Genomic DNA, 18,365 nt, shown 5'->3' on the forward strand with positions numbered 1-18,365 from the left:
AGCCGATCCTGCACATCCCAGAAACCAGGTTGACCTGCCGACATCCGCAGCCTGCTCCATTTCGATCAGCACGAAGCGAATCACGTCAGCCCCAGCGCCGCCAACAGGTTTCCGGAAGCGTCCATGTGGCAGCGGGAGGCTGTTCATCGGCCACCAGAGGAGAGCCAATCCATGTCCGTCCTGCATCGCCGCGACCTGCCGTTCCTGCTCGCCGGAGCGGGCCTGTTCCTCGCCGCACCAATGGCACGTGCCTCCACTGACTGCGGCGGAACGATCTTCACCGCTGACGAGGGCAGCGCCAGCATCAGCGCCGTGGACCTCGCGTCAGGCCGCATCTCCACCGTCGCCGTGCCGATCACGCCGCACAACGTGCAGGCCGTGGGAGACGGCCGGCGCCTGTTCGCGGTCGGGACCGCCGCGGGGGCGCATGGTACCGATCACGCACGCGGCAGTGGGCGCCTGGTCGTGCTCGAAACCGTTCCTGGCGCCGCGCCACGCGTGGTCGCCGACATCGCGGCGGGCCGGCATCCCGGGCACGTCGTCGCCGATGCCGCCGGCGGCCGCGCCTTTATCGCAGATTCCGAGGCGGATGCGCTGCTGGTCGTCGACGTCGCAGCGCGTCGCGTCGCGGCGAGCGTGCCGGTCGGGGACTATCCGCATGGGCTGCGCCTCAGCCCCGACGGCCGCGAGGTCTGGCTGGCCAATGTGAAGGACGGCACGGTTTCGGTGGTGGATGTCGCAGGCGGTCGGGAGGTCGCGCGGATTCAGGCGGGTCCTTCGCCGGTGCAGGTCGGCTTTCTGCCCGATGGTTCGCGCGCCTACGTCTCGCTCCGCGACGCCAACGCGGTCGCCGAGATCGACGCCCGCACCCGGCGCGTCCTGCGGCGCATCCCGGTCGGTCGTGGTCCGGTGCAGGTCTTCGCCACGCCAGACGGGAAGCTGCTCTACGTGGCGAATGAGGGGACGCGCGCCGCACCGGGAACGACTGCCTCGGTCATCGATGTGGCCGCGGGCGCGGTCATCGCCACCATCGAGACCGGCCGCGGCGCCCACGGCGTGGTGGTCTACAAGGCAGAATCCTGCGATTGCTGCGACGCCTGGGTCGGTCATCTGCGAAACTCCGGGCTGCACGTGATCGCGCACCATTCCGATGATCTGCCCGCTATGCGGCGGCGCGCTGGCGTTCCTCGCGAATTGGAGTCCTGCCACACGGCCTTCGTCGACAACTACGTGATCGAAGGCCACGTTCCCCCGGCATCCGTGTGGCGTCTTCTCGGCGAGCGACCGGCCGGTGTCCTGGGCCTCGCGGTACCCGGCATGCCAGTCGGCTCTCCCGGCATGGAGACGCCCCGTGGCGGCGCCAGCCAGCCCTACACCGTCTGGCTTTTCTCAATCGGAAATCCGCCACGCCCCTATGGGACGACCGTCGAGGCGCACCCATCACCACCGCGCATGTGGGTCACGCTCCGAAGCTGACGAGCGCCCGGGGCCAGGCGGTTCCGCCAAGTCCGGGCGCTCGCATTCCATCACGGCTCGGACGCGACCATCATGTCGAAGGGAGAGCGCACGGGGACGTCGCGCCAGGAAGAGCTGGGAATGGCGTGGGGGGCACGGACGGCCGCCTCGTCATCGTACTGGATATCGACGTTCTCGCCGTTGATGAGGACGCGCGCGACGGGGCGGCTGGTGACCATCACGGTCTCCGAGGCATCATAGATCGGCGCGAAGTCTGGGCCCTGTCCGTAGCCCACCACGCGCGCGGTCCTGACCGGCGCGGCAGCGGCCGGAGCGTGGGTGCCGGAAGGGGAGCTGGACAGGGCAGGCGCAAGCGAGTTCACAGGGGTTCCGCTGGCAAAGGCCGAACCGATACCACCGGTGGCAATGGCAGTGAGCGCCAGACCCGAAAGGGCGAGCGAGCGAGTGAAGGATCGAAAAAAGCGCGCCATGATCTCTGTCCTCTGTTGTGCTGGACGCCCCGCAGTATGAGCCGCCGACCAGAGGCTTTTCGCAGTCCCGCGTTGCCGCAGTTTGACGCAATCCAATCAAAAGTTTTCAGCGACGTAGGAATATGACCACGGCTCGGAGCCGCAGTGATATTGTGACGACGCCTTCGGCACCGTGGCGCATTGGCAACTTTCCCAAGCCGTGCGCAGGCCGGGACGCCTGACGTCGCCGCTTACGGTGACGCCAGAGGCGCGGTCGCCGCCAAAGCAGCGGGGCGAGGTAGTGCTGGCCCGTCTTTGCGCGATGGAGAAGCACGCATGTCCCAGAGCGATATGATCGAAGCCTCCGCGATCCGACCAGGAGGCGCGTCGGCCACGGACGAGGCGAGCGCTGACGGAACCCGCCGCGACTTCCTGACGCTGGTGACCGGAGCATTCGTGGCGGTCGGCACCGGCGCCATCACCTGGCCTTTCATCGACTCGGCGAGCCCGGCGCGCGACGTGCTTGCGCGCTCGACCACCGAGGCGGACCTCGCGCCGATCGAAGTCGGCCAAGCGGTAACAGTGGTCTGGCGTGGCAAGCCGGTCTTCATCCGCCACCGCGCGGCGAAGGAGATCGAGGAGGCACGGCAGACGCCGCTCTCGGATCTGAAAGATCCGGAAGCCGACCAGCGCCGGGTGATCAAGGACCCGTGGCTCGTGATGGTCGGCATCTGCACGCATCTCGGTTGCGTGCCGCTCGGGCAGAAGCCGACCGACGCCAAAGGCGAATACGGCGGCTGGTTCTGCCCCTGTCACGGCAGTCACTACGACACCTCCGGCCGCATCCGGAAGGGGCCGGCGCCGAAGAATCTCGTGGTGCCGCCTTACGCCTTCACCTCCAACACCCGGATCCGCATCGGCTAACTGGTGGAACGGTCATGAGGAAGGCAAAGTGGAGCAGCAGCGCGGCCGCCACTCAGTCCACCGGCATGGTCGCAGCGCCGCTTCGCGTCGCGCAGCGCCAAGTCCGGCGCCGGTCATGCCTTGAGCGGATCGAGGAAGCACCCGTACGCGCTCGACCGCTCCTCGGCGTCGCCGGCCGTGTGGTGCGCGAAAGGGCCGCGGTGCGCCACGCCGGGTGGCCGCGCCCGAGGGCGACGTATTCGGCGTCCCCGCTGGTGTCGGTCGCATCACGTCATGCCTTCGTGTTGCGGCAGGTCTCTACGCCGCCTGGGTCATCGGGATGCCCTCTCGCCACGCTCGAAGCGGCTCTGCCGTTCCTGGAATTCGCGCTCGCGGTCGGCCCAGGTGCTCTTGATGAAGGTGAGGACGGCACCAATCTCCGCATCCGAAAGCACGCTCTCGAAGCCCGGCATGTCGCTCGCGTAGCCCTCGCCGACAATGGCCGCTGGTCCGTACTTGGTAATCCGAAACAACACGCTGTCGGCGTGGTGCCAGGTATGTCCTGTGGCGTCGTGTGGCGGTGCCGGGAGGCGCCCGTTGGCCCGACGTGAGCGCCAGTTCGGCTGACCTTCGAGGTTCACGCCGTGGCAGCTTGCGCACTGCGCGGCGTAGATCTGTTGTCCGAGCGCGAGTTGCGTCGGATAGAACTGTGCATCGCGGCGCAGAGCCGATCCCCACCAATCGAACGCGAACGGCACCACGCCCAATCCCACCAGCCCCGCAACAGCGCCGACGATCGCCATGGCACGTCGCCTTGTCACGGCCGCCTCCCCAAGAGGTGCTCCGGGCGCACTACGATACCAAGCAGCCGCAGGATGGCGAGCGGGGCCAACAGCAGCCTGATACCCCCCGCCCTTCTGCGATGCATCACTCCGTCCATCGTCGTCCGTTTCTTGTTTGCCCAGCCCTCCGCGACGCATTCTGCCCCAGAGAATTTCAGTTCCCGGTTCCCACCGCTGCTCCATTCGACTTCCCAAATTCGATTTCTCGTCCCCCCGATACTGCCGTGAACCGCAGGTTCCGTGGGGTTGTGCAGACACGGCTTGAGGGTTGGAGAACGCAACGCCCCCGGGAAATTCTCTCCGGCGGCCGCACAGTCTCCGAAGCTCGGGGGTCGGGCGATTTACCCTACAAGCTTCAAGCGGCTGGCATCATTCATATTTCGCGGCGGCGAGCTCGGGGCTTTTCAGCATCCCTACCGGTCGCCAGCGCGAGTTCGTTCCCAAATTTCTCAGCAAACCGACAAGCTGCCGGGGGGGACGCCGACCTTTCTCTCCCCCGTGCCGGTCAGTGCCGGCCGCCGACCTCGTCGTGATGAGCGCGGACTTCGTCCTCGATTCGGGCCACCAGGGCGTCGACGTCGCCCTCCTCCAGAACCTCAGGGTCAAGCGCCGCCTGCCGGAACAGCGCGACGGCCCTCCGATAGGCAGGCTCCAGCGCCGGGTCCTGCGGGGCGCCCAGGATGAAGTGCAGCTTCAGAGGGTCCTGCGCACCATCCTGCACCGCCGCGAGATGGCCCAGCCACCGGTGCGTCTTCGCCATGATGCCGTCGCGATCGGCCAAGTCGAGCGACACCGGCTCGTAGACGTGCCAGCTGCCATTCTTCCAAGCGTGCTCGAAGGTGATGCTGTCGAGCGAGCCGGCGATCACCTTCGGCTCGAAGGGGACCTGGACATTGCGCTCCGCCAGCTTCTCCCGGACAGGGCGCCAGACCTCTTCATCCACCCGCCGGCGCACCGTCCGATCGTCATTGCGGCGAACCAAGCGCTCGAACAGTCGCTCCAGCGTTGCCTCAGCGTCGTTGGTGAGGCCCGAGCCCACGGACGACCACTGGAGCGCGCTGTCATCCGCCGCCATGGCCTTCCGCGCATAGCTGGCCGCATCCCCCTGGCCGGACAGCAGCGTGGTGGCCGCCACATCCTCGGCCACGGCGCGGATGGCCCGTTCGACCGCGCGCATGGCACCGCGGAACGCCTCCCCATCGAGATCAGGGAACGCATCCTTCAGCCGACCATGCGTGTGGCGGGTCTTGACCAGCAGGCGGTGCTCGGCGGCGACGTGCAGCACGATGCCGACGTTCAGCATCTCGCCCGCACGCGCGTCATGCACGTAGCGGAGGACGGTGTATGTGTATGGTCGCTGCTCGGTCATGCCAGGACCCTTTTTATCTCGTTGAGGCACCCGTCTATATGGTCACGCGCGTCCTTGATGAGGCGGATCGCCGCCGCCGCCTCAGCCGCAACTGAGGCCCATTCCGCCGGAAGGGCTGACGCATACCCTTCGATCCGCCCGTCCGACAAGGCGGCCCAGGCGGCTCGGATGGGGTCGAAGTTAAGCGCCGCCCGCCGCAGCTTGTCACGGAAGATGTGCGCGCCTGGGTTTGCAAGGCCTTGCAGGCCGCCGAGTTGCCAGGGGGGCTTCCAGCCGATGATCAGCCGATGGGCAAAGGCGAGTTCGTGATCGATGATCCGCAGGTGTTCGCCCAGCACCAGGCAGTTGGCGTTGCCCTCCCGCCGGTCGTCGTTTTGGATGATGGCGTCGAACACAAAGATGCCGAGCGCCGCCTCCATCATCTCCGGCCGCAGGGCGATGCCCGGGTTCCATGTCGCGAACTGCGGCCCAGCCAGGCGTGAGCCGAACGCGACGGGCAGGCTGGCGGCCATGGCGGCGCGGATATCGGCGTCCGGCACCGCGGCCACCCAGGCGGGCGGCAAGTCCACCAGGAAAGGCTGCGGCACAGGCAGGCCGAGATCGCCAGCGAGGCAGGCGGCGATGGCCTCTCGGGCAAGATGCACCGCCCCCTGTTCACAGCGGGCGGAGATCTTCGCGAAGAGTTCGACCTAGTCCCCGGTCGGGTCGGCGCAGACGAGCATGACAGGCTTGGTGCGGCCGTTGCTGGCCGCACGGGTGAACTCGGTGGCGGTGACCCGCGTCAACATGCGGCCGGGCTGAAGGTCTGGTGCAGCATGGCGGGCACCAGGGCGGCGGCGTCGTCGGCTGCGGCGGCATGGAGCGCGCGGAGGTTCGATGCCCGGGCGTGCAGCGCCTCGAACCATGCCTGCGCGTCCAGGGACGGGATCGGAACCTCGATCCTGGACAGAGCGTCGAGCCCCAGCGTCCGGTTCCTGCCTGCGCCGCCCGGCGAGGCTTGCCCGAGTGCGGCCAATCCCTCACGGGACAGGAACCAGAAGCGGAGAATCTCGGCGGAAACGCGCGTCTGATCCGCGACGCATGTAAGAAAGCGATGCGAACCGACACGGCCAGCATCCTCGGGGCGGGCGATGGCAACCGCGCCCTCCCAGGCGAAGACGATGTTGAACACCAGATCGCCCGGCTCAATGCGAAACAGGCGCTTGCTGCCGGCATCCAGCCCGCTCAGCGACGGCTTGTGAAAGGGTCCTCGCCCGAAGGAGCGGATACCGAGTTCCGGATATTGCCCGTCAGGCTCGACCTCGATCGGGCGCCGCACCAGCGGAGCGACATCGGCCATGCGGGCGCGCGGGCTGCCTGCGGTGATCCGCGCGAAGGCTTGCTGGAGCATCGCGGCAAGCTCCGCCTCCTGCCGCTCTGTCGTCTCTGCGCACGCCTTCAGCCGGGCCGACACCGCATCCAGCCGCGCGACGATACGTCGCTGATCGTCCAGTGGCGGAAGCGGCACGGGAATTCGACTCAGACCTGCCAGACCAAGAGTCCTGTTCCTTCCGGCGCCTCCGGGCGACGACGCCAGCAGATGCGCGAGCCCTGTCGGCGTGGTGAAGAAGTGGCGCAGAAAACTCGCATCGGCCCTTTCGCGATCCACAACACAGGTGAGGAAGCGATGTGAGCCAATCATGCCCTCTTCACCGACGCCTGCCAGTGCAACAGCGCCTTCCCATGCGAAAACGATGTTGAACAGGAGGTCGCCCGGGCAGATCCGGTAAACCCGCTTGTCGCCCAACTCAAGGCCCGACACTGGCAGCTTATGGAACACCCCTTTGCCGTGCGATCGAATCCCAATCTCGCGGTACTTGCCTTCGGGTTCGACGACCAATGGCCGCCGCACGAGCGGCGCAACCTCTCCGAGCGGAACCAACGGCCAGCGCATCCCCGTCACGCGCGCTCCGCCACCAGCGCCTCAATCTCCCGCAGCAGGTCCAGCACCTGGGCCTCCCGCGCCACCATCCCCGAGACGATCTCGGCCGGCGTGCGATGGTCCTCCGCCTCCACGGCGTTCGGATTCTTGAGGTCGAGGTTCACCGCCAGCACGCGCCCCTCCGCGTCCGTGCGGATCAACCCCTCGGCCGGCACCGTCCAGGCCCGCGGGTCTTCGCCACGTGCACCCCACCAGGCCAGGCAATCGGCCAGATCCTCGAACTGCAAAGGCGCGGTCTTGCTGTATTTCCGCCGCCCCTCCGGCGCAGGCTGCTGCCAGTAGCTGATCGCCTGCGTCGGCCCGCTGGTGTCGAAGAAGATCACATTGGTTGGGATATCGGTGTAGGGCGCGAAGACACCCTCGGGCAGCCGCAGCACAGTGTGCAGGTTGAACTCGCGCAGCAAATCCGCCTTCACCCGCGCGGCCACGCCACCCTCGAACAGCGTGCCATTGGGCACAATCACCGCCGCGCGTCCCTGCCCATGCCGCTTCAGCCGCCGCATGATGAGTTGAAGGAACAGCATCGCCGTCTCATTAGTCCGGCGGTCATCGGGGAAATTGGCTTGGATGCCGACCTCCTCCTCCCCGCCGAAGGGCGGGTTGGTGAGGATGACATTCACCCGGTCCCGCTCACCGATCTGCGTCAGGCGCTGGCGGGAGAGCGTGTTGCCGAGCGCGATGTCCGGCGCCTCCAGCCCATGCAGCAGCAGGTTCATCTGCGCCAACAGGAAGGGCAGCCGCTTCGCCTCGCCACCGACCAGGCTGCGATCCTGCAACACCTCCCGGTCCTCGGTGGTGCGCACCTGGGCGGAGAGATGCTCGAAGGCCTCAGCCAGGAATCCGCCCGTGCCGCAGGCGGGGTCGAGCACCACCTCCCCCAGCCGCGGATTGGTAACCGCCACCATGAAGCGCACCACGGCGCGCGGCGTGTAAAACTCGCCGCTGTCGCCCGCGGCGTCCCGCATTTCCCGCAGCAGCCCCTCATAGAGGCGCGAGAGGGTGTGGATTTCCTCCGACGCGTCGAAGTGGATGGCGTCCACCAGATTGACCACGTCGCGCAGGAGGTATCCGCTCTCCATGCGGTTGGTCATTTCGGCGAACACGGTAGCGATGACGTCGCGCCGATCCCGCACGCCATCCCGGCCGCGCAGCGAGCGTAGATAGGCGAAGAGGCCTGGCCCCTTCGAGCCATCGGGCCGGATCGTCTCCTCGGCCGCGAGGAAGCGGATCAAGTCCGGTCCGGTGATGCCGTCCCGGCGCGCCGCCCAATCCCGCCAGCGATAAGGCGGGTCGATAGCCGCATGGAACGGCTTGCCGGCCAGCACCGCCTCGTCCTCATGGATGCGCTCCATGTCGTCGAGGAACTTCAGGAACAACACCCATGTGAGCAGCGGTAAACGGTCGAGGTCGCCGTTTAGCCCCTTGTCCTTCCGCATGATCTGGCGGGCGGATTTGACGATGCTGTCGAGGCGCTGGGCGGTGGTCTGCGGCGCGGCCGCGGGGCGCTTAGCCATCGGCGCGAAGGTCCTGCGCGGCCTGGGCGGCGATCAGCGCGACACGATGCGCGTCCGGGATGGCACAGACATGCGTCTCGACCCCAAACGCGTCCCAGGCCTGGTTTGCCCACGCCTTCGGGCCGAAGCTTGCCCGCGCAATCGGGTCCAGGAACACCAACAGCTTGCGCACCCGCTTGCCCTGCCAGGCAGCGGCATTGGCCTGTTCGATCAGCAGCATTTTCAACGTGTCCTTCAGGACCTTGTTCTTGGTTGCCGTCTTCATGGCCGAGCTGACGCGCGCGTTCACTTCCAGCAGCACCACCTCGTCCGTCGATTCGGCGAAGGCGTCCACGATGGCCGCTGCCGGGCCGATCGAGAAGCGCTTCTGGGTCTCGACATGCGCTAGGCCGAGTTCTGCCGCGACAATACTGAGGGCGACCTTCTCGGCTTGACGCTGCGCCAGGGAATCGCTGCCGATACGCGGCACGACACTGACGTTACGCGGCATAGAGCTGTTCCTGGAGTTCCGCGACCGCGTCGCGAAGCTGATCGGCGCCGCCGAAGCGGCGGACGATCTCGCTGGGATTGCCCATGGATGCGACGGGCTCGATGCGCAATGCGTCCGGCAGCCGCAGCTCGTCGGCACCATGGGCGGCGTATTTCTCCAGCAACGCCTCCAGCACCGCGCGCGCATCGGGGCCGTGGCGGTCGAACAGGTCCTGCCGCTCGGTGCGGAGGCGCTCGGCTCGCTGCCGCCGAGTGCGCAGCGGCGCGTCCCAGGCCAGGTGGCACAATAGGTCGAATGGGTCGTCATCCGGCCGTGCCATCTCGGTAGCCAGGGTCGCGACGTCGATGCCCCGCTCCACCAGTTCCTCAACAACGGCCGCGCGCTTGTCGGCGATGGTCCAGGCTGCGCGAAAGGCTGATGGGGTGGGATAGAGCGTGCGGACCTTCTCGCCGGTGTAGTCGGTGATGCGGCGGGCGGTCAGGCGCTTGCCGTCGGCGTCGAGCTCGTAGACGTGGTGCTGCACCACTTCGACGGTGCCGCCATCCACGTAGAATTTTCGTGGCTCGCCAGTCTGGCCGCCGCCGGGTGGCAGCGGCGTGACGGGGCCGGCCGACGCGTCGTCACCCGGTTCCTCGCCACCTGGCGGGGCAACAGGGTCGATCACCACGCCCGTCTCAATGCCATTCGGGTCGATGGTGGTGGTAGTCGCGGCGACGGGATCGCCGTCGAAATCCGGATCAGCAAATTTCGCCGTCGCGGTGCCGGTGTAGTCGAGGATGTTGAAGAACAGCTTGCCGTAGTCCTCCCGCAGGCGGGTGCCGCGGCCGATGATCTGCTTGAACTCGCTCATCGAGCCGACCACCCGGGCGAGCACCACGTTGCGGCATGTTGGAGCGTCCACTCCGGTCGTCAGCATCTGGGAGGTGGTGAGGATGACCGGCGTTCGCTTCTCGAGGTCCTGGAAGTGGGACAGGTGGCCTCGACCGATCATGCCTTCGTCGGACGTCACGCGGCAGACATAGTCCGGGTACCGCGCCATGAGATCGGCATTGAGGTTGGAGAGAGCAAGGCGCATTTCGCTCGCGTGCTCCTGGTCCACGCAGAAGACGATCGTCTTCGCGAAGCGGTCGGTGGCCTTCAGGAAACCAGTAAGATGCCGGGCTATCGCTTCGGTACGGGCGCGCAGGGCGACGATCCGCTCGAAATCCTTCGTGTGGTATTCTTCATCCGGGATTTCGCGGCCGAACCGGTCAAGCTCGCCCTTGGTGGGGCGCCAGCCGGCCGCATCAGTATCCGTCACCACGCGGTGAACCCGATACGGTGCGAGGAAGCCGTCCGCGATGCCCTGCGCCAGCGAGTAGGTGTAGAGCGGATCGCCGAAATAGGCGTAGGTGTCGCGGTTGTCCTCACGCAGCGGCGTGGCGGTCATGCCGATCTGGAACGACGGCGCGAAGTAATCGAGGATCTCGCGCCAGCTGCTGTCATCCCGGACGCTGCCGCGGTGGCATTCATCCACGATGATCAGATCGAAGAAGTCGGGCGGGAATTCGCGGTAGAGGCCGGGGCGGCGCTCGTCCTGGGCAATCGCCTGGTAGATCGCGAAGTAGATGTCCCGGCCGAGGCTGACGCGCCCACCCTCGATCTTGAAGCGGCCTTTGCCGAACGGCGCGAAGTCGCGAGCCATTGGGTCGTCCACCAGCACGTTGCGGTCGGCCAGGAAGAGGATCTTGGGCTTCAGGTGGTCGCCGCGCCGGTTCCAGCCGGATGACCAAAGCCGCCAGGCGATCTGGAACGCGATCGGCGTCTTGCCGGCCCCGGTGCAAAGAGTGAGTAGGCTGCGCTGCCGTCCGGTCAGAACAGCCTGTACGGCGCGGTTGACCGCGATCTCCTGGTAGTACCGGAGCGGCTTGGCCGGATCGGGGTAGCCTGGGGTCAGCGCCATCTGCGCCAGCGAATCGTCGGCGAGGCCGAGGCCGGCACGCTGTCGCGCCCAGAGCTCGGCCGGCGTCGGAAAGTCGGCGACGACGCGCTCAATACCGGCAAAGAAGTCGAACTCGATGATCTCGTTGCCATTGGTCGCATAGGCGAATTTGAGACCGAGGATCTCGGCGTAGGCCTTGGCCTGCTGCAGGCCATCGGCGGCGCTCAGATAGGTGGGCTTCGCTTCGACGACGGCGAGCGCCAGGTCGGGCCGGTAGCGCAGCAGGTAGTCGGCACGCTTGCGGCGCCCGCGACGCGGTTGTCCGGCGACGAACACGACGCGCCCATCGGTGAAGGTCCGTTGCTCCTGGATCGCGTGCGGTGCGGCATCCCAGCCGGCAGCCTGAAGCCGAGGTACGACGAAGAGGCGGCAGGTGTCAGCTTCGGTGTTCAACTCGTCTCTCTCGGTCAGAAATCGAAACAGATGACAGCTTCTGACCGCGCGCCCGTTCCAGGGCTAAGGTAAGGGGTACCTGGCGAGTTCGAGATACGCGGCAAGGGCTGTCGACTCCGAGGGCATTACGGCGGCGACCGCAAACGTCCAAGTATTGATCATTGTGCCCAAGGATAAACCCTCTGTCATCTGTCGCCGATGACGACGCGGGATCAGCAGCAGCTATTCGGCCGAATTTATGGCTGCGCGCTGGGCATCCCATGCCGCTGGGAGCGGGTCCAGCAGCACCGGCAGGCCGATTCGTCCGGGGTGCCGGCCATCGAGAACGCTCTCAACGATGTCCGGAGCGAGAAGCGTCAGCTTCAGCAGACTGCCGAGATATCCCCGATCGAGTTTCTCGACTGCCGCCAATTCGGTTATCGAGGCATACCGGCCCTCGTCCAACATGCGCTGGTACCTGAATGCCCGCGCCAGCGCCTTCGCCAGCGCCGGGTCAGCACGCGTGGTGACCGGCGCCGCGCCATCGGTCATCGGCGTCACGACGGTCTTCCGGCCCGGCCGGTGGCGGATGGCTAGCGGCACCCGGACCGTGATGCTCGTTGCCGTCGTCATGCCGCCGCCACCAGGGCGCTGGGGGCGATGGCGGTTAGGTCGCGGACCAGGCCATTGAGCCCCTCCACCCGCAGCCCAATGTCCGCGCCGGCGGGCCCAACCACCACCCGCTCCACCAGCGACCGGACAATCCGCGCCTGCTCCGCCGGAAATAGATGCTCCCACAGCGGGTCAAGCCGATGCAGCGCATCCTGGGTCTCGCCCTCGGTAAGGTCCGGTGCCTCCCTGCGCGCGGCCCGCCAGGTGCCCACCACAATCTCCGGCTGCCGCAGCAGGGCGCGAACCTGATCGACCACCGCCGCTTCGATCTCCGCCGCGGACACCCGACGCACGATGCTGTCATCCCCGGCGGCATCCCCCTTCAACACGCGCTGCGCCACGTAGTATCGGTAGAGGCGGCCGTTCTTCCTGGCGTGGGTCGGCGACAGCGCCCGGCCATCCACTCCGAAGATCAGCCCCTTCAGCAGCGCCGGCGTCTGCGCCCGGTTCTGGTTGGCGCGGACCCGCGGGCTGATCTGCAGCACGGCATGGGCCCGATCCCATAGCTCCCGCGGCACGATGCCCTGGTGCTCGCCGGGATAGACCTGGCCCTTGTGAGCGGCCTCGCCGACATAGGTCCGATTGTTCAGCAGCTTATAGACGTCGCCCTTATCCAGCGGCCGACCAGTCTTGCTCGTGGCGCCCTCGGCTCGGAGGCGCGTCACCGTCTCGATGCCCGACCCGGTCTCGGCGAAGATCTCGAACACGCGGCGGACGCGCGGGGCTTCGCCCTCATTTACCACCAGCTTGCGGGCCACCACATCGTAGCCGAGCGGCACCCTCCCCCCCATCCAAATGCCGCGCGCGCGGGAGGCCGCGAATTTGTCGCGGATTCTCTCGCCAATCAATTCACGCTCATACTGTGCAAAGCTGAGCAGCATGTTGAGCGTCAGCCGGCCCATCGACGTCGTTGTGGAAAAGGACTGAGTTACACTCACAAAGGTGACGCCGTGTTCCTCCATCGTTTCCACGAGCTTCGCGAAGTCCATCAGCGATCGGCTGAGCCTATCGACCTTATAGACAAGGATATTGTCAATCCGCCCCTGCTCGATGTCGGTCAGCAGTCGCTTCAACGCGGGGCGGTCGAGCGTACCGCCACTGAACCCGCCGTCATCGTAGCGATCGCGGACCAGCACCCAGCCCTCAGCGCGCTGGCTATTGATGTACGCCTCACACGCATCGCGCTGCGCGTCGAGCGAGTTGAATTCCTTATCCAGCCCCTCGTCCGTGGATTTGCGGGTGTAGACCGCACAGCGGAGCTTCTTCGTGGTGGCCGGCATGGCCGGCTCCACGCGGGCGCGGCGGCTCATGCATCACCTCGCGCGCGCAGCCCGAAGAACGTCCAACCATTCCACCGCGTCCCTGTGATGTGCCGGGCGATGGCCGACAGCGACCGATATGGCCGCCCCTCATATTCGAAATCGTCGACCCGGACTGTAACGACGTGCTGGACGCCATCATGCTCGCGGATCAACCGCGTGCCTGGCAGCGGCCGGCTGTCGGCGCGGATGCGCCGTAGCACGACATTCCCGCCATCCAGCAGCTCGCCCAGCGCCTCGAGCCGCGCCCGCGTCTCCGGCTTCAAACCGCCATAGGCGAGTTCCTGCACCCTGTATGACAAGCGACTGACCAGATAGGGGCGGTTGAAGGGTGGAGGCTCCTTGCCGAATAACTCGCGCCACTGCTTCTTGAGGTCAGCTATGGGTGCGGTCTGTAACGCGGCCAGGCGCGCCAACACCTGCGTCGGCGGGATTGCCGGGATGGTCGGCGCTGGGGCAGCCGCAGCGGATGATCGTCTGATCATGCGAGTCCCTTTCTGTTGGGGTTCGCATGCAGGCGCTGCCTGGCGGTGAAGTGGAGGCGAATGTCTCCCGGCCCCCGAGCATCTCGACGGGCGCGGCTGCTGAGCCGCAGCTTCAGCCGCGACATTCCCAGCGCTGGGAACATCGCACGGGCGCATCTGACGGGGATGGAGGTTCGCAGGATGGTTCGTCCAGGCATCGAGATCCAGCACACATGGTTGTGCCTCTCATATACGGATCGGCCCGCCTGAATTTCCCACGCCCTGCCGATGGACACGGCGGTTCTCATGTTCGGTGCTGCGCTCATTGGCGCCATCAAGCACATCGAGTTGGGCCTTCGGGAGCGCGTTTTTGTAGCGCGCGTAGCGCTGCGCAGACGGCGTGGCGCGCGGGGACGACAAAACGGCTTGGCTGCGGAAATGTCGGCGACGCGCCTGCCGCGAATCCGCGCTGCGCGCATCGTCGCCGCTGTGCCGGCATTGGTCTCGTGGCGATGGTGGTAAGCGGCATGCGAAGCCCTCCACCCATCCAGTAGACAGCAAGGCGGGAATCCGTATCAGCCGCTTTGTGGCAGGCGCGCTGCTCCACCCGTGGAGTGCTGCCGGCGTCCAGGCTGCACCTGTTTCCCACCCGCGGGAACCAGGCCAGCCTTGAGCCCAGATCCAAGCTTGGGGGTTTCGATGCACGATTTGCAGTATCGATCGCCTACCAAACGCAAATACAACTGCTCTCCGACAGTCATCAGGTCCGCTTGAAGGCGTTGTGATTTACGGCACGCGCTCCAGCTTAGCAGAGCGTGTTCATTCGTAGCCGGTCTATGCTTAGAACGACTGGACCGGAAATCAATCTCGTGGTCCTATGGGCATGGTTAAATCTGCGGACGCCACCCGGCGGCACCTTCCCGCACCACGTCCTGCCGACCCGCTGAGACGTTTTCACGGGTCCCTCGGTAATCAATAAGTACGGGGCCTCGCGCTCCCCACCGATCGCAACACGCCACGCCGGCGCAGCTCGAATTCCCACCGTGGGGAGGTCGATGCGCCGCCCGTGGCCAGCACGAGGAAACCGCATGGGCCGCGACCTCGAGGAACTGCGCCGCGCGCTGATCGCCAGCTGGCCCGCGCTGCTGGAGGAACTGCTCGGCAAGCCATCACGCCGAACGGCGCGGCAGTGGCGTTGGAACCGCCGCGGCAGCCTCTCTGCGGTGATGAGCGGCGCGAAGCTCGGCACCTGGTTCGATCATGCGGCGGGCAGCGGTGGCGGCCCCTTCGAGCTCATCGCGCGCGAGCGCGGCGGCGACTGGCGCGATGCGGCCGATTGGGCGAGGGCCTGGCTCGGCATGCCGGCCTGGGCACCTACCGAACGTGCGCCCACACCTGTCCCGGAGATTGTGCTGGCGGCGCCCGCGAATGATGTGGATCCCATTGAGCAGCACCGCATCGCGCGCCGAGCCGCTCAGGCACAATGGGAGCATGCTGGCCCCGCCGATCCAGACCAGGCCTATCTCCGCCGCAAAGGCGTGCAGCCGTTCGGCATCCGCATGGACATGGGCGCCACGCTGATCATCCCGCTGGTCGATCTGGACGGCACCATCCACAGCATCCAGCGTATCTATGAGGATGGCACCAAGCGCTTTCTGTCCGGCGGTGCCAAGGCGGACCACTTCGCGCTGATCGGCGGGCCGTTGGAGAGTGCGCCCGCCATCCTGCTCTGCGAAGGCTGGGCCACCGGTGCCACGGCCCATGCCGCAACCGACCTGCCGGTGGTCGCCGCGATGGATGCGGGCAACCTGGTGCGCGTCGCGCCGCTGATCCAGGCGCGGTTTCCGGACGCCACCCTGGTGGTTCTGGCCGACAACGACCTCAAGCCGGGGCGTGACACCAATCCGGGCGTGGCAGCCGCCACGACCGCGGCCCGCGCCACCCAGTCCCTGCTTGCCATCCCCCCCATCCCAGGCGACTTCAACGACCTCGCCGCGGCCTGCGGGATTGACGCGGTGCGCGGCGCGATCTGGGCCGCAGCACCGGTTGCCCCGCTCACGCCGACCTATCCGCTGGCCATCCTCGACCTCACCAGCATCCGCGCCATGCTGGATGACCAGGTCGCCGAGTTCATGGCCGATGTCGCGGCGCATTGGATGGCCGACCCGCTCGACGCCGATTGGGAGCCAGCCGGACCGCCCTGGGCGAGCGCACCGCCCGACGGCGGGGCCGCCGAACAACGGGAGGCGGCATGCTCCTAAACTTCAACGCCGAGCCCCGTCCGCCGCGTCTCGCCCTGCCCGTGGGCGTAGGCATCGGCAAGACCAGGGCGATGCAGCGCAGCGTCGCCGGGCTGCTGCGCAGCGAGGCCCTGCGCGGCCGCAAGGTCGTCATTGGGGTGCCGCGCCACGATCTGGCCGAGGAGCAGCGGGACGCGTTCTACGCCCTCGACGTGGACGCGATGGTCTGGAAGGGCAGAACCGCACCCGACCCGACGACGGACAACCCCGAGCGCCTGATGTGCCTCGACCCCTCGGCACCCTTCGACGCGATGGAGGTGGAGCGCATCGTCGAGACCACCAGTTGCAAGGTCACACGGCGTGGCGTCACGCATATCTGCCCGCTCTACAACTCCTGCGGCTACCAGGCGCAAAAGCCCCTGCTGGATGCGGCGCAGATCGTGCTGACGGCACATGACACGCTGTTCCACCAGGCGCCCGATGAACTCGGTGCCGTGGGCCTGCTGGTGCTGGATGAGGGGTTCTGGGGTGCCGGCTTGCGCGGCACGGACGGCAAGGCCCTGCTCACGCTGGATGGGCTGCGGCCGCACCTCGGTACGCTGCAGTGCTACACCTCTCGCAACCAGGAGGATTGGGAGGCGACGGCCGATCTCGCAGCCCAGCGGGAACGGCTGTGGAAGGTCCTGGCCACTGCCACCACTGGCCCGCTCTCCGTCGCCGCACTGCGCGCGGCCGGGCTGACGCCGGAGCGCTGCCGCCAGGCCGCAGGCCTCGAGCATCGGCGCATGAGCAACCCGGGCATCATCCCCGGCATGGATCCGGGCGAACGGCGGCGCCGCATCGCTAGCGTGCTCCCGAAGGAGGGCGAGCCCTGGGCGCCGCCCAACCGCGCTGCGGCCATGTGGCTGCTGATCGCCGAGGCGCTGGAGAATGACCACGATGTGGCGGGCGCGGTTCTGGTCGATACCATGTCGGAAAACGGCACGGTCCGCTGCCTCCGCCTCGCCTGGCGTGCCGATCTGCGCGATGGCTGGGGCGCCCAGGGACCGATCCTGCATCTCGACGCCACGCTGCGGCCCGAACTCGTCATCCCCTTCATTCCGGAAGTCACCATCGCCGAGCCGCTCATGGCCACGGAGCCGCATGTGCGCGTCCGCCAGATCCTCCGCGCGCCGGTCAGCGCCAAGGCCCTGACGCCCGGCGAGGATGCAAAGTCCCGCGATCGCAGTGCCGCCGAGAACCATCGGCGCCAGGTGTCGGCGCTGATTGCCCTGCGCGCGGCCAGCCTGCGCGGTCGCAGCGCGTCCCCACCCGATTTGCTGATCATTGCCCAGAAGGCTGCGGTGGATGCGCTGCGGGCGGCAGGGCTGCCGCGCAACGTCCAGGCGGTGCACTTCAACGCCCTTAGCGGCATCGATCGCTGGCGCAGCGTCGCCGGGCTGATGGTGCTCGGCCGGACCCTGCCGGCGCCGCTGACGGTGGAGGCGTTAGCCGCCGCGGTGACCAACTGCCCCCCGCTCGCCAGCCGAGGCGACGTGACCTGGTGGTATGAGCAAGAGGAGCGCCGCATCGCCCTGGCCGATGGCGGCGCACATGTCCTGCCGGGCGAGGTGCACGCCGACCCGACCGCCGAGGCCATCCGCTGGACGATCTGCGAGGGCGAGGTGATCCAGGCGATTGGGCGCGGCCGTGGCGTGAACCGCACGGCGGCGACGCCGCTGGAGGTCGATCTGCTCACCGACGTCGTGCTGCCGGTCGCGGTGCATGAGGTGCTGGACTGGGACGAGGTTTGCCCCAGCCGCCAGGACATGATGGCGGCCTCCGGCGTGGTGCTGGAGAACGCCGCGGACATGGTGCGGGCGTTTCCCGACCTGTGGCCGAGCCACGACGCCGCCCGCCAGCAGAAGGCGAGGAGTGTGACATCCTGCTATTATAGGGATCTCTCTAATAGCAGAACGTCACACTCCTCCTCGATCGTCGCCTACCGCCCGGCCGGGCCGGGGCAGAAGGATCGGACGGCGCGTTTCGACCTCGTCCTGATCTCCGATCCGCGTGCCTGGCTCGAAGGCAAGCTCGGACCGCTCGCGCATTACGAGATGATCGGCGGCGCGGCCCCGCAGCCCGCAACACACCCCATTGCCGACGCCCGTGCGCGCCTAATCGCGCTCAGCGCCCTGCTCGACGCTGCCCTCGCGCAGCGCATCACACATGACCGCGCCCGCCTCACGGCGCTGTCCCACCGTATGGAAGCCGCGCAGCCCAACCCGGCCGCGGCATGACCGGCACCGCATCC

At 67.3% G+C, this 18,365-nt stretch carries 15 protein-coding genes; 4 read left to right on the plus strand and 11 right to left on the minus strand.

The genetic code is table 11. The annotated features are described in order from the left end of the window. The first annotated feature begins 171 nt into the window (after positions 1-171). Positions 172-1,476 (plus strand): DUF411 domain-containing protein, encoded by a 1,305-nt coding sequence (locus KPL78_RS28380; RefSeq protein ID WP_219766667.1) that lies wholly within the window; start codon positions 172-174, stop codon positions 1,474-1,476. Between the two features lie 50 nt (positions 1,477-1,526). On the opposite strand, the gene KPL78_RS28385 is transcribed toward KPL78_RS28380, so the two are convergent. Then, on the minus strand, positions 1,527-1,946 hold the full coding sequence (locus tag KPL78_RS28385) for a hypothetical protein (protein ID WP_219766668.1): 420 nt from the start codon (positions 1,944-1,946) through the stop codon (positions 1,527-1,529). Positions 1,947-2,261: 315 nt separating this feature from the next. On the opposite strand from KPL78_RS28385, the gene petA reads away from it, so the two are divergent. Next, a complete protein-coding gene (gene petA, locus KPL78_RS28390; RefSeq protein WP_408904500.1) occupies positions 2,262-2,849 on the plus strand; it encodes a ubiquinol-cytochrome c reductase iron-sulfur subunit in 588 nt (195 codons plus the stop codon). Between the two features lie 311 nt (positions 2,850-3,160). Here the strand turns inward: petA and KPL78_RS28395 are convergent, their stop codons facing one another. From KPL78_RS28395 to KPL78_RS28440, 10 genes are all read right to left on the minus strand, one after another. Then, positions 3,161-3,631, minus strand: coding sequence for a c-type cytochrome (locus KPL78_RS28395; RefSeq protein WP_219766669.1), 471 nt, complete (start codon positions 3,629-3,631; stop codon positions 3,161-3,163). A gap of 544 nt (positions 3,632-4,175) precedes the next feature. Continuing rightward, positions 4,176-5,039 carry a DUF3037 domain-containing protein gene (locus KPL78_RS28400; protein ID WP_219766670.1) on the minus strand — a complete coding sequence of 288 codons (864 nt, stop codon included), beginning with the start codon at positions 5,037-5,039 and terminating at the stop codon, positions 4,176-4,178. Continuing rightward, entirely contained in the window at positions 5,036-5,683 is a 648-nt protein-coding gene (locus KPL78_RS28405) for a HipA family kinase (RefSeq protein ID WP_219766671.1), read from the minus strand. Before KPL78_RS28405 ends, KPL78_RS28400 begins: the two co-directional genes overlap by 4 nt. A gap of 137 nt (positions 5,684-5,820) precedes the next feature. Next, a complete protein-coding gene (locus KPL78_RS28410; RefSeq protein WP_219766672.1) occupies positions 5,821-6,981 on the minus strand; it encodes a restriction endonuclease subunit S domain-containing protein in 1,161 nt (386 codons plus the stop codon). Further along, positions 6,978-8,534, minus strand: a complete 1,557-nt coding sequence (locus tag KPL78_RS28415) for a class I SAM-dependent DNA methyltransferase (RefSeq protein ID WP_219766673.1) — start codon at positions 8,532-8,534, stop codon at positions 6,978-6,980. Before KPL78_RS28415 ends, KPL78_RS28410 begins: the two co-directional genes overlap by 4 nt. Then, the gene (locus tag KPL78_RS28420) at positions 8,527-9,024 is read right to left on the minus strand and encodes a hypothetical protein (protein WP_219766674.1); all 498 of its coding nucleotides are present in this window, start codon (positions 9,022-9,024) and stop codon (positions 8,527-8,529) included. Before KPL78_RS28420 ends, KPL78_RS28415 begins: the two co-directional genes overlap by 8 nt. After that, a complete protein-coding gene (gene hsdR, locus KPL78_RS28425; protein ID WP_219766675.1) occupies positions 9,014-11,398 on the minus strand; it encodes an EcoAI/FtnUII family type I restriction enzme subunit R in 2,385 nt (794 codons plus the stop codon). The genes KPL78_RS28420 and hsdR overlap by 11 nt, the downstream gene beginning before the upstream one ends. A gap of 222 nt (positions 11,399-11,620) precedes the next feature. Continuing rightward, positions 11,621-12,010 (minus strand): hypothetical protein, encoded by a 390-nt coding sequence (locus tag KPL78_RS28430; RefSeq protein WP_219766676.1) that lies wholly within the window; start codon positions 12,008-12,010, stop codon positions 11,621-11,623. Next, positions 12,007-13,359, minus strand: a complete 1,353-nt coding sequence (locus KPL78_RS28435) for a recombinase family protein (RefSeq protein WP_219766677.1) — start codon at positions 13,357-13,359, stop codon at positions 12,007-12,009. Before KPL78_RS28435 ends, KPL78_RS28430 begins: the two co-directional genes overlap by 4 nt. Continuing rightward, positions 13,356-13,853, minus strand: coding sequence for a DUF2924 domain-containing protein (locus tag KPL78_RS28440; RefSeq protein ID WP_219766678.1), 498 nt, complete (start codon positions 13,851-13,853; stop codon positions 13,356-13,358). The genes KPL78_RS28435 and KPL78_RS28440 overlap by 4 nt, the downstream gene beginning before the upstream one ends. 1,067 nt (positions 13,854-14,920) lie before the next feature. Here KPL78_RS28440 and KPL78_RS28445 point away from each other — a divergent pair. Then, the gene (locus KPL78_RS28445; RefSeq protein ID WP_219766679.1) at positions 14,921-16,093 is read left to right on the plus strand and encodes a toprim domain-containing protein; all 1,173 of its coding nucleotides are present in this window, start codon (positions 14,921-14,923) and stop codon (positions 16,091-16,093) included. After that, complete coding sequence (locus tag KPL78_RS28450) at positions 16,084-18,351, plus strand: hypothetical protein (RefSeq protein ID WP_219766680.1); 2,268 nt, start codon at positions 16,084-16,086, stop codon at positions 18,349-18,351. Before KPL78_RS28445 ends, KPL78_RS28450 begins: the two co-directional genes overlap by 10 nt. The last annotated feature ends 14 nt before the right edge of the window (positions 18,352-18,365 follow it).

Source organism: Roseomonas alba, assembly GCF_019430885.1.
GTDB classification, from domain to species: domain Bacteria; phylum Pseudomonadota; class Alphaproteobacteria; order Acetobacterales; family Acetobacteraceae; genus Neoroseomonas; species Neoroseomonas alba.

Excerpts from the sequence above, each read along its gene's own strand:
- KPL78_RS28450 (WP_219766680.1), top strand. The coding sequence starts at position 16,084 with ATGCTCCTAAACTTCAACGCCGAGCCCCGTCCGCCGCGTCTCGCCCTG.
- KPL78_RS28420 (WP_219766674.1), bottom strand. The coding sequence starts at position 9,024 with ATGCCGCGTAACGTCAGTGTCGTGCCGCGTATCGGCAGCGATTCCCTG.
- KPL78_RS28445 (WP_219766679.1), top strand. The coding sequence starts at position 14,921 with ATGGGCCGCGACCTCGAGGAACTGCGCCGCGCGCTGATCGCCAGCTGG.
- KPL78_RS28440 (WP_219766678.1), bottom strand. The coding sequence starts at position 13,853 with ATGATCAGACGATCATCCGCTGCGGCTGCCCCAGCGCCGACCATCCCG.
- petA (WP_408904500.1), top strand. The coding sequence starts at position 2,262 with ATGTCCCAGAGCGATATGATCGAAGCCTCCGCGATCCGACCAGGAGGC.
- KPL78_RS28380 (WP_219766667.1), top strand. The coding sequence starts at position 172 with ATGTCCGTCCTGCATCGCCGCGACCTGCCGTTCCTGCTCGCCGGAGCG.
- KPL78_RS28400 (WP_219766670.1), bottom strand. The coding sequence starts at position 5,039 with ATGACCGAGCAGCGACCATACACATACACCGTCCTCCGCTACGTGCAT.
- KPL78_RS28435 (WP_219766677.1), bottom strand. The coding sequence starts at position 13,359 with ATGAGCCGCCGCGCCCGCGTGGAGCCGGCCATGCCGGCCACCACGAAG.
- KPL78_RS28415 (WP_219766673.1), bottom strand. The coding sequence starts at position 8,534 with ATGGCTAAGCGCCCCGCGGCCGCGCCGCAGACCACCGCCCAGCGCCTC.
- KPL78_RS28385 (WP_219766668.1), bottom strand. The coding sequence starts at position 1,946 with ATGGCGCGCTTTTTTCGATCCTTCACTCGCTCGCTCGCCCTTTCGGGT.
- KPL78_RS28395 (WP_219766669.1), bottom strand. The coding sequence starts at position 3,631 with ATGGCGATCGTCGGCGCTGTTGCGGGGCTGGTGGGATTGGGCGTGGTG.
- KPL78_RS28430 (WP_219766676.1), bottom strand. The coding sequence starts at position 12,010 with ATGACGACGGCAACGAGCATCACGGTCCGGGTGCCGCTAGCCATCCGC.